Origin of the sequence: Pseudotamlana haliotis, assembly GCF_008806375.1 — a bacterium.
In the GTDB taxonomy this organism is placed as follows: domain Bacteria; phylum Bacteroidota; class Bacteroidia; order Flavobacteriales; family Flavobacteriaceae; genus Pseudotamlana; species Pseudotamlana haliotis.
Window position 1 is genome coordinate 37,435 of record NZ_WAAT01000039.1, and the last position, 12,873, is coordinate 50,307.

Here is a 12,873-nt window from a genome sequence, read left to right on the forward strand (position 1 = left end):
AAATTAAAAATTAAAAGTGAAAAATTTATATCATCAATAATCAATTCTAATATTAGAAGTTAGATATTTCTCGACTCCGCTCGAAGACCGTAAAGAAGCTATAAATATACCGGTGTTCGAGCAGAGTCGAGAACATTATTTATAGAGGTTCACAGCAATAATCAATAATAATTCCAAAAGTCCTATTTTTGTACCATGCAAGACCTAATAAAAAACCTTCCAAAGCAGGCCGCAGAAAAGCATAACGAGAGCAAAAAGTTTTTCGCGAAGCTTAGAAAGAAACCACCCAAAAACTTAGACTACATCATGCAGGAATTACATGAAGAAGAGTTTGAGCGCACCGATTGCTTGGAATGTGCCAATTGCTGTAAAACCACAGGGCCATTGTTTACCGATAAAGATATTGAGCGTATTGCTAAATTCTTTAGGTTAAAACCGCAGCAGTTTATTAGTCAGTATCTACGTATTGATGAGGAAAATGATTATGTCTTGCAGTCTGTACCCTGTACATTTTTAGGTGCCGATAATTATTGTTCGATTTATGACGTTCGTCCAAAGGCCTGTCGCGAATTTCCACACACCGATAGAAAAAAGTTTCAACAGATTTCTAATCTAACCTTAAAAAATGTTGCCATTTGCCCTGCAGCCTTTAATATTGTTGAGGAAATGAAGAAACGGATTAAGTAGAATTCGAATTCTTTTTACGATACGTGTTAATTTTTGTAAAATTACACGTGTAATTTTGTAACTTTGTGTATATAAGCTAAGTATTATGAACACCAAGTTGACTTTGACGATAGAAAAAGAAATCATTGAAAGGGCGAAAAGCTACGCGAAGGACAAAAACCGTAGTCTTTCTGATATTATTGAGAGTTATTTGAAAATGCTTACTAAAGTAGACCACGACACGGTAAATATGAAGTTAAACCCTGCGGTGGAATCTTTAAAAGGTTCTTTTAAAATGCCTAAGAATTTGGATTATAAAAAGGAGCTTAAGAATCGATTAGAAAAAAAATATTCATAAATGGATAAAGTTTTAATTGATACCGATGTACTGCTTGATTTCTTTTATGACAGAAAACCGTTTGCAGAACATTCAGCAAGAGTATTGAATCTTTGTGCTGAAAAAGACATAGAAGGGTTTACTACTCCAGTAATCATTTCAAATATTTATTATCTACTTAGGAAAACCGCGAGTCATTCAATTATAGTTGAAAAACTTAAACAGCTTCTTAATTTTATTGATATTGTGAAAATGGATAAGAATGCAGTGGTGAATGCCCTGAATTCAGAGTTTAAAGATTTTGAAGATGCCTTACAGAATTTTTCAGCTATAGAATATGGTCAAATATCGATTATTCTAACAAGGAATCTAAAAGATTTTAAAAGGAGTGAACTCGCTGTTTTAACACCTGAAACCTATCTGAAAGGAAGGTCTAGTAATGTGTAATTCAAGGGTACAATAAATACTTACTACGAATGACTTCAAAACCTTCCAAACCATCTTTCCAAGAAGCTCGAATAGTTTCAGCATCTAAGCCGGCTTCAATCTGTTCTTGTAATTTTGAAGTTCCTGCCAGTTTTATAAAAAAGTTATTGAAAAAATCTTTTTTACTAACCGTATTTTGGTAAGCTTCAATAAGCCATTCGAGGTTAAGATAGTTAGGTGCTTCAACTCCAGATAAATCTTTTCCGAAGCATAATTTATTTTGATGTTTTGGGTATTTAGCACCTGCATTGGCTACCGGTGTATATTGGTATTTGAATAGTGTTTTGTTTAAAAACGGACTCCCAAAAACTTGAAATTGTTTCTCGGTGCCTCGACCAGCATTGACATTCGTGCCTTCAAAAAAGCATAAACTTGGGTAAAGTTTAATCGATTGGTCATTTGGTAAATTCGGACTCGGTTTTATGGCTAAGCTGTATGGCAAGTCACGCTTGTAGTTTTTGTTAGAAATCACAGTAAGTTCACATTGTAAGCCGTTTTTTAACCATTTTTCACCATTAATCATTTTAGCGTATTCGCCAATGGTCATACCATGAACCACAGGAATAGGGTGCATGCCCACAAAACTTTGATTGGCTTTTTCTAAAATAGGACCGTCTGTATAACTACCATTCGGGTTCGGTCGGTCTAAAATTAGCACAGGAATATTTTGTTCTGCGCAGGCTTCCATAACATAATGCAAAGATGAAATATAGGTGTAAAAACGTGCACCCACATCTTGTATGTCAAAAACAATCAAGTCAATGCCTTCAAGTTGTTCTGCGGAAGGCTTCTTGTTTTTTCCGTAAAGGGAAATAATAGGTAGCTTAGTTTTGGTGTCTATGCCGTCTTTGACCACTTCACCTGCGTCTGCCTGGCCTCTAAAGCCGTGCTCTGGAGCGAAAACACTTTTTATATCAACCTCTAAGGAAACTAAAGAATCAACTAGGTGGGTGTAAGTTTGGTTACTTTTGAAGATCACCGAGGTTTGATTAGCGACAATGCCAATACGCTTACCTTCTAATAAGGGTAAATAGTCTTCGGTTTGATTGGCACCAATAATGATGTCTTTAGAGTTTGCTTTTTTCTTGTTAGCATTAGCGCTTTCCTGAACCTGGATACCGTTAGAATTATCTCCATTTTTTGCTTTTACATCACCCGCACAAGAAATGTTTACCAAAACAAATAATAAAACTGTATTTTTGAAAATATTAAACCCCATAAGATAAATTGAATTACGAATTTTTTCTAGCTAAACGCATTATTGGTAGTAAAGCGTATAAAAGTAGTATATCGGCGCCAATAATAAAAATTGGTATCGCTGCAATTGCTATTGGAATTATAGTTATGATGATTGCTATTGCTACTGGAATTGGTTTACAGCAGAAAATTCGAGATAAGGTGGTGGCCTTTAATGGGCACGTGACCATTTCTAATTTCGATAGTAACAACTCCCACGAAAGTATTAAGCCCATTTCTAATAAGGTAGATTTTTATCCAGAATTTAATTTCGTTGAAGGGGTTAAGCACATTCAAGGGGTGGCGGCTAAATTTGGTGTGATACGTACCGAAGACGATTTTGAAGCCGCTTATTTAAAAGGTGTAGGAGCCGATTATGATTGGAGCTATTTTAATGACTTTTTAGTTGCTGGACGTCTTCCTGATTATACAGGCAAGCGAAACGAAGATATTTTAATTTCCTCTTATTTAGCAAACAGGCTGCATTTTGATGTAGGCGATACCATGCAAATGGTTTTTGCTAAGGAAGATACCGAAAAGATGCCCAATATTATCAATTATAAAATTGTAGGTATTTATAATTCAGGGTTTCAAGAACTCGATGCCCGCTATATTTTAGGAGATTTACGCCATTTACAGCGTATAAATCGGTGGGAAAAAGACCAAATTGGAAATTTTGAAGTGTTTTTAGAGGACTATAATAAGCTACAATCTAAAACGGTTGAAATTTACGAGAATACACCACCTACCTTAAATACCGAAAGTATTACAGAACGCTACGTGTCGGTTTTTGAATGGATTAAAATTTTCGATAAAAATATTTATGGCATCATTGGCATTATGATTCTTATTGCCGGTATTAATATGATTACGGCATTGCTGGTACTCATATTGGAGCGTACACAAATGATCGGACTTTTAAAAGCCTTGGGAAGTAATAACTGGAGCGTTCGTAAACTGTTTTTATATAACGCTTCTTATTTAATTCTTTTAGGATTAGTTTGGGGAAATGTTATTGGTCTCGGACTCCTATTTGCTCAAAAATATTTGAAATTACTACCTCTAGACCCGAGTGTGTATTATGTGACCGAAGCGCCTGTTTATATTAGTCTAGGCTATATTCTGGTGCTAAACATTGGCACGCTAGTGCTTTGTTTACTCATGCTTCTATTACCTTCTTATATTATTACTAAAATATCTCCGGTGAAAGCCATGCGTTTTCGATAAATTACGGTTGTTATTTTTCAATATCACTTACCTTTTCAATATCGCTAATATGATGCTCTAGTGCTTTTACAGAAATTTGAATCTCCATAATTAAAAGGCCTAAAGAAATTATTAATAAAACCAAGGCAAAACCAAAGACCCAAACCGCTACGGTGAACTGTTCAATATAGATTAAAAACATAGTAAGCACACAAAGCAATAAACTTGAAATACCAGCAATTTGCATAGAGCGTGTCAGGTAAAGGCGTTTTTTTATATTTTTTATTTGCTTGATGTAGCGCTCGTCAGGATTCTTAAGATATTTATCATGTAAATCTCTAACCACAGCCGCATAGGCTAAAAAACGGTTAGTGTAAGCCAGCATAATTAAGGAAATTGCTGAAAATAGAAGTGCTGGGGTAGATAAATCAAGTCCGTGCATAAATTATATTTTTTACAAATTTAGGAAGTTATACCAATTTAAGTGTATAATGCCGTATTCTTAATTTGAATTATTTTTTATTGAAATATGGGAGAAAAAGAAACAAATTACAGACGATATTATAGGGTTGAAATAGTATTAGTTCGTGACTAGCAGAATATGCTACTTTAATTGAGAAATATTTTGTAGGAATTTTATATCTTTATTTTATGAAGGAAGATTTTCTACATTACCTCTGGAAATATAAAAAGTTTGAGATAGGACATTTAAAAACTACTAGCGGTGAAGCTGTTTTAATCCAATCGGTGGGACAGCATAATTTTAATTCAGGCCCCGATTTTTTTAATGCCAAGCTAAAAATTGATGAACAGCTTTGGGCGGGTAATGTTGAGATTCATGTCAATGCTTCAGATTGGTATGTACACAACCACGAACAAGACCCTGCTTATGATAATGTGATTCTTCATGTGGTTTGGGAGCATGATACCGATATCTATAGAAGGGATGGTGCCGTGATTCCAACCTTAGAGCTGAAAGATTACATGAAACCCGATGTCTTCCATAATTATAAATCGCTGTTTACAAAAGGAAAAAAGTGGATTAACTGTGAAAAAGATTTTGCTTCAATTGACGATTTTATTCTAAATAATTGGTTAGAACGTCTGTTTTTTGAACGCTTAGAGCGGAAATCTAAGATGATAGAAAATCTTTTGGAAGCTTCAAAAAATGATTGGGAAGCGGTTTTGTTTAAAATGCTGGCTAAAAATTTCGGACTCAAAGTCAATGGTGAAGCTTTTTTTAGTTTAGCAGAGTCAATTGATTTTTCTATAGTGAGAAAAACACAAAGTAAGCAAACGGGTTTGGAAGCTTTGTTTTTTGGGCAAGCAGGACTTTTAGTAGATACCATTGAAGCGGCATATTATTTAAAACTGAAAAAGGACTATCAGTTTTTAAGGCAAAAATTTAAGCTAAACAATATACATGTGCTGCCTTTGCAATTCTTTAGGTTGCGTCCACCAAACTTTCCTACCATCCGCTTATCACAATTGGCGAGTTTGTATGCCGAACATCACAATTTGTTTTCAAAAATAATAGCTTCCGATGATCTTGATTATTTTTATGACCTGTTCCGTGTTGAAACTTCAGCCTTTTGGAAAACCCATTACACCTTTCAAAAAACGTCAAAGCCTTCCGCGAAAGCGTTAACAAAACCTTTCATCGATTTATTACTTATAAATACCATATTGCCCATCAAATTTTTATACGCCAAACAAAGGGGTAGAGATGTCTCCTCAGATCTTATTGATTTAGCTCATAAAATCTCGGCTGAAAATAATTCGGTAGTTAAAGGTTTTAATAATTTAAAAAAGGTGGCTAATTCAGCAATGGATTCACAAGCCATAATTCAGTTAAAAACCAATTATTGTGATGTCAACGCTTGCCTTAAATGTGCCGTGGGCAATCAACTTTTAAATAAATAGCTTTTAAAGCTTTACAGGAAGTCTTAAATTGCGGCATGGACAATATTTATAAACTTTTATTGTTTTTTCAAAAACGCGGTTACTATGTGTGCCAGCGTATTGCCGATAAATTTGGAATTCGAGCTAAAGTAGTACGTACATCTTTTATGTACCTTACTTTTGTAACGCTTGGTTTTGGTTTCGCCTTGTATTTATTTTTAGCTTTCTGGATAAGAATTAAAGATTTGGTGTACACAAAACGCTCATCTGTTTTTGATTTATAGCCTATGAATTTAGTTGGTCGGTTTTTTAGAATCAGGATATACAAAGCCTTAGTTTTACTGCTCATAATCATTTTGATTGGCGTCTTTGGGTTTCGATATATTTCAGATTACACCTGGATTGATGCCTTGTATATGACGGTCATAACCATGACTACTGTAGGGTTTAGTGAGGTGGTTCCGCTAGATGCAGAATCTAAAATCTTTACCATATTTTTAATATTCGCCAGCGTAGTGATTGTCGGGTACGCCCTCTCTATAATTACCGAGTATATTTTAAGTAAAAATGATGTTGAAGAACTTAAACAAAAAAGGATGCAAAAAATGATAGATAGTTTTAATGACCATGTCGTTATTTGTGGGTATGGCCGAAATGGAAAGCAAGCCGCTAAGAAACTCAAAGCTTATAAGAAACCCTTTGTTGTTATTGAAAAAAATAAAGAACTGGAAGACCGTTTGCAAATGGATGATGTACCTTATGTGATTGGTAATGCCAACGAGGATGATATTTTAAAGCAAGCCGGTGTTGATAGAGCCTCTAGTTTTATTTCTGCTTTGCCCAACGATGCTGATAATTTATTTGTGGTACTATCGGCTAGACAATTAAACAGCACTATTAACATAGTGAGCCGGGCATCACATGAATCTTCTTATGATAAGTTGAAATTTGCAGGAGCTGATAGTGTGATTTTACCAGATAAAATTGGCGGTGATCATATGGCGTCTTTGGTTGTGGTTCCTGGTTTAGTAGAGTTTATAGATAACTTATCTATTGTTGGGAGTTCAGATATTAATGTTGAAGAAGTTGCAGTAGAAGATCTCTATGATACTGGAAGTTTAAAAACCATAAAAGATTTAGATATCAGACAAAAAACCGGTTGCACGGTTATAGGTTTTAAAAACGAAAAGGGAGAATACCTTGTAAACCCTGAAGCCGATTTGGTTTTGGTGCCAAACTCAAAAGTTATCTTTTTAGGGCGTCCAGAACAGATAGCAGTTTTAAATTCTATATTTGGTTTAGATTAGAGGTTTATTATTTTTAACAGCCTGAGTTTTAAAAAACCGATTTTTTTTAGCATCTTGCTAGCTTTTAGAACCAAATCAACAAAAAAAGTAATAATTACTAACTTATGAGGAAATATCTTCTTTCAATTCTTACCCTGTTAACTCCAATTTTAATTTTTTCTCAAGAATCAACCTCTCAACAAATAGACCGTATTTTTAAAGAATACACGGGTTGGTTTGTAGAGGCTATATTTTATGAAATTCCATTTTCTGAAACCTATCAAATTCCTTGGGTTTTAATCGTTTTGATGGGAGGGGCAATATTTTTCACCTTTTACTTTAAATTTATAAACTTTACAGGATTCGGTAAGGCTATAAAAGTGGTACAAGGAAAATATGAAGACATTGAAAAACATGGTGCCGATACTTTATATGGTGATTCTACACCTAATGAAGACGCTAATATTATTGAAACCCTTAGAGATGATAGTGCGCACGGTGAAGTTTCACATTTCCAAGCTTTAACAGCTGCCTTATCTGCAACAGTAGGTTTAGGAAATATTGCTGGAGTTGCTGTTGCGTTGTCTATAGGTGGTCCCGGAGCTACATTTTGGATGATTGTGGCAGGGTTGCTAGGTATGGCGTCTAAATTTGCAGAGTGTACTTTAGGAGTAAAATATAGAGATGTTGGTGAAGATGGGACTGTTTATGGTGGTCCAATGTACTACTTGACTAAAGGCTTTAAGGAAAAAGGTATGGGAGGTTTTGGCAAAGTGCTTGCTGTACTTTTTGCCATTTTTGTAATTGGTGGATCTTTTGGTGGAGGTAATATGTTTCAAGCCAACCAAGCAGCTGCACAGTTTACCAAACTATTTAACTTTGAAAATGAAAATGCCGGTATGTATTTCGGGATGGTTATGGCTGTTCTTGTTGCTGTAGTTATTATTGGAGGGATTAAAAGAATTGCATCGGTAACCGAAAAAGTTGTGCCTTTTATGGCAGGAATATATGTTTTGGCTTCTTTAATTATTTTAGGAGCTAACTGGACCTTAATCGATGATGCTTTTGCCTTAATTTATGAAGGTGCTTTTTCTGGTTTAGGAATTGCTGGTGGACTTGTAGGCGTGATGATTCAAGGGATTAGACGTGGAGCCTTTTCTAACGAAGCAGGCGTAGGTAGTGCTGCTATTGCACACTCTGCTGTGCGTACAAAATACGCGGCGAGTGAAGGTATTGTAGCGCTTTTAGAACCTTTTGTAGATACTGTTGTGATTTGTACCATGACCGCATTAGTCATTGTGATTACAAATTTTGATGGTGGTTTTATGGACTACGGTGTGCCTATTACCGAAGGGGTAGAGTTAACAGCTATAGCTTTTGATACGGTGATTCCACATTTCTCAGTAGTGCTAACTATTGCTGTAATTTTGTTTGCCTTTTCAACCATGATTTCATGGTCATACTATGGTATGCAAGGTTGGGTGTTTTTATTCGGGAAAGGAAAATTAAGTGATTTAATTTATAAAATATTATTCTTATTCTTCGTTGTGGTAGGAGCTTCTATCAGTTTAGGTGCTGTTATAGATTTCTCTGATGCGATGATTTTTGCTATGGTTGTACCTAATATTATAGGTGTGGTTATTTTGTCACCAGTCATTAGAAAAGAATTGCGTAGATATTTAAAAGCCATTAATGTTAAAGAAGAAGCTTTAGATGAAGGAGCAGAAGACCTTACCAAGCACTTATAGTTTTAACAGATTAAAATAAATAATATGAAATCCCATTTCACGTTTTCTAAAAACCAGCGGAATGGGATTTTTTTATTGCTTATACTCATTGTAGCCTGTCAATTGCTTTATTTTTTTGTCGATTTGCCTTCGGAAGAAATTCATATGCAAAGCAAAGCATTCAATACTTTAGAAAAGCAAATCGATTCTTTGCGTCTGGCCGAACTTCAGAATAAAAACACACCAAAACCTTTCAATCCTAATTATATTGATGACTTTAAAGGTGCTGTTTTAGGTATGGGGAATGAAGAAATTGATAGATTATTAGCCTTTAGAAGTAAAAATAAGTGGGTGAATTCTTCCGAAGAATTTCAAAAAGTGACTGGGGTGTCTGATTCGTTGCTTTCAGTGTTGTCTCCAAATTTCAAGTTTCCAGATTGGGTGCGTGAAAAGAAAAAGTCAAAACAGTTAGCTTATTCAAAGGTGAAGAGCACGAAATCCTTCCGAGATAAACAGGATTTGAATACCGCTACGGCAAAACAACTTCAGCAAATAAATGGTGTAGGGAAGGTGCTTTCAGGTCGTATTGTGAAATTTAGAAATACTTTTGTGGGCGGTTTCATTGCCGATGTACAGCTTGAAGAGGTTTATGGATTATCACCAGAAGTCATTCAACGTATTACGCGTGAGTTTACAGTAAAAAACGCTAATACTGTTCAGAAAATCGATTTAAATCGGGCCACAGTAAGTGATTTAGTGACCATACCTCATATTGATTACGATTTAGCGCATCATATTATTGAACAACGTCAATTAAGAAGTGGCTATAAAACCTTTAATGAATTATTGAAAGTAAAGGACTTCCCTGTAAATAAAATCAAGATAATTGAATTATATTTGCAGCTCGAAAAAAATATAGATGAATAATTTGTACTTCACAGAAGAGCATAACCTCTTCAGAAAGAGCCTTCAAGATTTTTTACAAAAAGAGGTTGTTCCGCATATTGATAAATGGGAGCAATCCGGAGAAATCGAAAGATTTATTTGGAAGAAATTTGGAGAAATGGGCTTTTTAGGGATTAAATACCCGGAGGCTTATGGTGGTATGGACTTAGATTTGTTTTATACTATTATTCTTCTTGAAGAACTTCAAAAAGTAAATTCTGGTGGTTTTGCTGCTGCTATTTGGGCTCATGCTTATTTAGCCATGACGCACTTGAATGCTGAAGGCAGTGAAGCGATTAAACAACAATATTTAGCGCCTAGTATTTCAGGTGATAAAATAGGTTGCCTTTGTATTACTGAGCCTTTCGGCGGAAGTGATGTGGCGGGCATGCGAACAACAGCCGTTAAAAATGGTAATAGTTACATTATTAATGGGTCTAAGACTTTTATTACCAACGGTGTTTTTAGTGACTACCTCATTGTAGCTGCTAAAACGAACCCTGAAGCTGGAGGTAAAGGCATTAGTATTTTTGTTGTAGATAGAGATACTCCAGGTATTTCAGCTAGCAAACTCGATAAGTTAGGCTGGAGAGCCTCTGATACTGCAGAGTTGGCTTTTGATAATGTAAAGATTCCAGCTGAAAACCTTATGGGTGAAGAAGGAAAAGGTTTTCCATATATTATGCAGCATTTTTCATTAGAGCGCTTAATCATGGGGGTTAATGCCCACGCTCGTGCAGAATTTGCTCTTGATTACAGCTTACAATATATGAGTGACCGTAAGGCTTTCGGTAAGTCTATTGATCAGTTTCAAGCTTTGAGGCATAAGGTTGCCGATTTAGCTACTGAAGTTGAATTCTGTAAAGCCTTTAATTATTCAGTGGCCTACCGTTTAGACCAAAGCGAATATGTGGTGAAAGAAGCGACTATGTCAAAACTAAAATCCACTAAAGTAGCCGATGATGTTATTTACCAATGTCTGCAATTTTTAGGAGGCTATGGTTATATGGAGGATTATCCTTTAGCAAGACTATTACGTGATAGCCGTTTAGGGCCTATTGGAGGAGGGACTTCAGAGATTTTAAGAGAGATTTTATCTAAAATTATTATTGACAAAAAGGCCTATAAACCAGCGACATAAAATATTTTTTATTTTTTGCTGCTGAATTTAGAAATATTTCTATATTTGCAGCCTGAAAATTCTAAAAGAGAGGAGGTTAAGACACTATGTTAGTAATTCCAATAAAAGAAGGAGAAAATATAGAGAGAGCGTTAAAGCGTTTTAAAAGAAAGTTCGATAGAACTGGAGCAAGACGTGCGCTACAAACGCGTAAGCAGTTTGATAAGCCCTCTGTTTTACGTAGAGCGCAGATTCAAAAAGCACAATACGTCCAAGGACTAAGAGATGCTGAGAACATCTAAATTATTTTGAGTTCTAAAAATAGATACAAATCCCGCTTCATGCGGGATTTTTTTGTTTGAGGTTGGAGGGGAAAAACATTTGGTGAGTTATATCAATTATGATTTAAAAGGCGTCCTAGATAATTTGGAATATATTGAAATATGAGTTTAATAGAAACAAATTATAGGGCTCATTTTAGGTTGTAATTGGTGTTAATAAACTTGTGCTTCATTAAATAATAAGTTAACTTTAATCCTTTGCTATAATTTTATAGAGAAACTTCAGATGGATTTCAAATCATTCACAGATTATTTATTACTTGAAAAAAACTACTCCGCATTAACGGTTAAGGCTTATTATAATGACTTAACCCGTTTTTCTGAATTTATAGCAGAAACTTTCGATAGTCCTTCAATTAATACCGTTAATTATTCGCAAATAAGGTCGTGGATTGTGCTTTTGGTAGAAGACGGCATATCGAATAGAAGCATCAATCGAAAAATCTCTGCTTTAAATACCTATTATAAGTTCTTACTGAAGGTTGGTGATATTGAGCAAAATCCCTTAGCCAAACACAAAGCTTTAAAAACAAGTAAAAAAGTACAGGTGCCTTTTTCAGAAGCCGAAGTCAAAACCGTTTTAGATGATTTAAATTTTGGTGATGATTTTGAAAGTATACGCAATAAACTCATCATTGAAATTTTCTACTCTACGGGTATTCGGCGTATCGAACTTGTGGAGCTTAAGTTAACCAGTGTCGATTTGCATAATAAAACGTTAAAAGTATTAGGGAAACGTAATAAGGAACGTATAGTGCCGTTGTTAGATTCAGTAGTACAAAGTCTAAAACGTTATTTAGAAGTAAGGCATGAGCTAGAAGACATCACCGATAAGCAATTTCTATTTTTGACAAAAAAAGGCGTTAAAATATATGAAACTCTTGTTTACCGGATAATAAATGATTATTTTAGTTCGGCATCTTCAAAAGTAAAGAAGAGTCCACATATATTAAGGCACTCTTTTGCTACACATTTGTTAAACCAAGGTGCCGATTTAAATGCTGTTAAAGAACTTCTAGGACATTCAAGTTTGGCTGCTACCCAAGTTTACACGCATAACAGTATAGCCGAACTTAAAAAAGTACATATAAATGCACATCCACGAAGTAAAAAATAATTTCACATATTGTCTAATCTAAAATAGTTAATACGTCAAAGGTTTTGAATAATATATTGATTTGAAGTAAAATTATCCAAAACTTATGGCGTTGTAGCTGTTTGTTAAATTAAAAGTAAACAGATGAAAGTAAACACGCAATCCGTAAATTTTAATGCAGATGAAAAATTATTAACGTTTATCCAAAAGCGTATGGATAAATTAGATTTGTATTATGACAAGGTTATCAAGTCAGACGTTTTTTTGAAAGTTGAAAATACTAGTGATAAAGAAAATAAAATATTCGAAGTTAAAGTAAGTGTTCCCGGTGATAGTCTTATTGTTAAAAAGCAATGTAAAAGCTTTGAAGAAGGCACAGATATGGCAGTTGCATCCTTAGAAAGACAACTAAAAAAGAAAAAAGAAAAGTTAAGAGCATATTTATGATAAAAATTATCAAAAAAATGTTTTGAATAATATAAAAAAACTATACATTTGCAGTCCGTTAGAAATAGCGGGCTTTTT

15 protein-coding genes are annotated in these 12,873 nt (G+C 34.7%); 13 read left to right on the forward strand and 2 right to left on the reverse strand.

Annotated features, from left to right (window positions below):
• Positions 1-195: 195 nt before the first annotated feature.
• The 3 genes from F6U93_RS07380 to F6U93_RS07390 all read left to right on the forward strand — a co-directional run bounded on the left by F6U93_RS07380 (position 196) and on the right by F6U93_RS07390 (position 1,450).
• The gene (locus F6U93_RS07380; protein ID WP_150938367.1) at positions 196-687 is read left to right on the forward strand and encodes a YkgJ family cysteine cluster protein; all 492 of its coding nucleotides are present in this window, start codon (positions 196-198) and stop codon (positions 685-687) included.
• An 85-nt stretch (positions 688-772) separates the two neighbouring features.
• Complete coding sequence (locus F6U93_RS07385) at positions 773-1,024, forward strand: DUF6364 family protein (protein WP_150938369.1); 252 nt, start codon at positions 773-775, stop codon at positions 1,022-1,024.
• Positions 1,025-1,450, forward strand: coding sequence for a type II toxin-antitoxin system VapC family toxin (locus tag F6U93_RS07390; protein ID WP_150938371.1), 426 nt, complete (start codon positions 1,025-1,027; stop codon positions 1,448-1,450).
• 1 nt (position 1,451) lies between these two features.
• Here the strand turns inward: F6U93_RS07390 and F6U93_RS07395 are convergent, their stop codons facing one another.
• Positions 1,452-2,708 carry an exo-beta-N-acetylmuramidase NamZ family protein gene (locus F6U93_RS07395; protein WP_150938373.1) on the reverse strand — a complete coding sequence of 419 codons (1,257 nt, stop codon included), beginning with the start codon at positions 2,706-2,708 and terminating at the stop codon, positions 1,452-1,454.
• An 8-nt stretch (positions 2,709-2,716) separates the two neighbouring features.
• Between F6U93_RS07395 and F6U93_RS07400 the strand changes: the two genes are divergently transcribed.
• Complete coding sequence (locus F6U93_RS07400; RefSeq protein WP_150938375.1) at positions 2,717-3,952, forward strand: ABC transporter permease; 1,236 nt, start codon at positions 2,717-2,719, stop codon at positions 3,950-3,952.
• A 10-nt stretch (positions 3,953-3,962) separates the two neighbouring features.
• Here the strand turns inward: F6U93_RS07400 and F6U93_RS07405 are convergent, their stop codons facing one another.
• A complete protein-coding gene (locus F6U93_RS07405) occupies positions 3,963-4,373 on the reverse strand; it encodes a DUF2721 domain-containing protein (protein WP_150938377.1) in 411 nt (136 codons plus the stop codon).
• A 209-nt stretch (positions 4,374-4,582) separates the two neighbouring features.
• On the opposite strand from F6U93_RS07405, the gene F6U93_RS07410 reads away from it, so the two are divergent.
• The 9 genes from F6U93_RS07410 to hpf all read left to right on the forward strand — a co-directional run bounded on the left by F6U93_RS07410 (position 4,583) and on the right by hpf (position 12,795).
• A complete protein-coding gene (locus tag F6U93_RS07410; protein WP_150938379.1) occupies positions 4,583-5,854 on the forward strand; it encodes a DUF2851 family protein in 1,272 nt (423 codons plus the stop codon).
• Between the two features lie 35 nt (positions 5,855-5,889).
• Positions 5,890-6,117: a PspC domain-containing protein gene (locus F6U93_RS07415; protein WP_150938381.1), complete on the forward strand. Its 228-nt coding sequence runs from the start codon at positions 5,890-5,892 to the stop codon at positions 6,115-6,117.
• A gap of 3 nt (positions 6,118-6,120) precedes the next feature.
• A complete protein-coding gene (locus tag F6U93_RS07420) occupies positions 6,121-7,140 on the forward strand; it encodes a potassium channel family protein (protein WP_150938383.1) in 1,020 nt (339 codons plus the stop codon).
• A gap of 104 nt (positions 7,141-7,244) precedes the next feature.
• Positions 7,245-8,867 carry an alanine/glycine:cation symporter family protein gene (locus F6U93_RS07425; protein ID WP_150938385.1) on the forward strand — a complete coding sequence of 541 codons (1,623 nt, stop codon included), beginning with the start codon at positions 7,245-7,247 and terminating at the stop codon, positions 8,865-8,867.
• A 24-nt stretch (positions 8,868-8,891) separates the two neighbouring features.
• Positions 8,892-9,773, forward strand: a complete 882-nt coding sequence (locus F6U93_RS07430; RefSeq protein WP_150938387.1) for a ComEA family DNA-binding protein — start codon at positions 8,892-8,894, stop codon at positions 9,771-9,773.
• A complete protein-coding gene (locus tag F6U93_RS07435) occupies positions 9,766-10,932 on the forward strand; it encodes an acyl-CoA dehydrogenase family protein (RefSeq protein WP_150938389.1) in 1,167 nt (388 codons plus the stop codon). The genes F6U93_RS07430 and F6U93_RS07435 overlap by 8 nt, the downstream gene beginning before the upstream one ends.
• Positions 10,933-11,018: 86 nt before the next feature.
• On the forward strand, positions 11,019-11,213 hold the full coding sequence (gene rpsU / locus F6U93_RS07440) for a 30S ribosomal protein S21 (RefSeq protein ID WP_150938392.1): 195 nt from the start codon (positions 11,019-11,021) through the stop codon (positions 11,211-11,213).
• Positions 11,214-11,478: 265 nt separating this feature from the next.
• Positions 11,479-12,369, forward strand: coding sequence for a tyrosine-type recombinase/integrase (locus F6U93_RS07445; RefSeq protein WP_150938393.1), 891 nt, complete (start codon positions 11,479-11,481; stop codon positions 12,367-12,369).
• A gap of 123 nt (positions 12,370-12,492) precedes the next feature.
• On the forward strand, positions 12,493-12,795 hold the full coding sequence (hpf, locus tag F6U93_RS07450; protein WP_150938396.1) for a ribosome hibernation-promoting factor, HPF/YfiA family: 303 nt from the start codon (positions 12,493-12,495) through the stop codon (positions 12,793-12,795).
• Positions 12,796-12,873 lie beyond the last annotated feature (78 nt).

Excerpts from the sequence above, each read along its gene's own strand:
- F6U93_RS07415 (WP_150938381.1), top strand. The coding sequence starts at position 5,890 with ATGGACAATATTTATAAACTTTTATTGTTTTTTCAAAAACGCGGTTAC.
- F6U93_RS07430 (WP_150938387.1), top strand. The coding sequence starts at position 8,892 with ATGAAATCCCATTTCACGTTTTCTAAAAACCAGCGGAATGGGATTTTT.
- F6U93_RS07380 (WP_150938367.1), top strand. The coding sequence starts at position 196 with ATGCAAGACCTAATAAAAAACCTTCCAAAGCAGGCCGCAGAAAAGCAT.
- rpsU (WP_150938392.1), top strand. The coding sequence starts at position 11,019 with ATGTTAGTAATTCCAATAAAAGAAGGAGAAAATATAGAGAGAGCGTTA.
- F6U93_RS07435 (WP_150938389.1), top strand. The coding sequence starts at position 9,766 with ATGAATAATTTGTACTTCACAGAAGAGCATAACCTCTTCAGAAAGAGC.
- F6U93_RS07420 (WP_150938383.1), top strand. The coding sequence starts at position 6,121 with ATGAATTTAGTTGGTCGGTTTTTTAGAATCAGGATATACAAAGCCTTA.
- F6U93_RS07395 (WP_150938373.1), bottom strand. The coding sequence starts at position 2,708 with ATGGGGTTTAATATTTTCAAAAATACAGTTTTATTATTTGTTTTGGTA.
- F6U93_RS07445 (WP_150938393.1), top strand. The coding sequence starts at position 11,479 with ATGGATTTCAAATCATTCACAGATTATTTATTACTTGAAAAAAACTAC.
- F6U93_RS07390 (WP_150938371.1), top strand. The coding sequence starts at position 1,025 with ATGGATAAAGTTTTAATTGATACCGATGTACTGCTTGATTTCTTTTAT.
- F6U93_RS07410 (WP_150938379.1), top strand. The coding sequence starts at position 4,583 with ATGAAGGAAGATTTTCTACATTACCTCTGGAAATATAAAAAGTTTGAG.
- F6U93_RS07425 (WP_150938385.1), top strand. The coding sequence starts at position 7,245 with ATGAGGAAATATCTTCTTTCAATTCTTACCCTGTTAACTCCAATTTTA.
- F6U93_RS07385 (WP_150938369.1), top strand. The coding sequence starts at position 773 with ATGAACACCAAGTTGACTTTGACGATAGAAAAAGAAATCATTGAAAGG.
- hpf (WP_150938396.1), top strand. The coding sequence starts at position 12,493 with ATGAAAGTAAACACGCAATCCGTAAATTTTAATGCAGATGAAAAATTA.
- F6U93_RS07405 (WP_150938377.1), bottom strand. The coding sequence starts at position 4,373 with ATGCACGGACTTGATTTATCTACCCCAGCACTTCTATTTTCAGCAATT.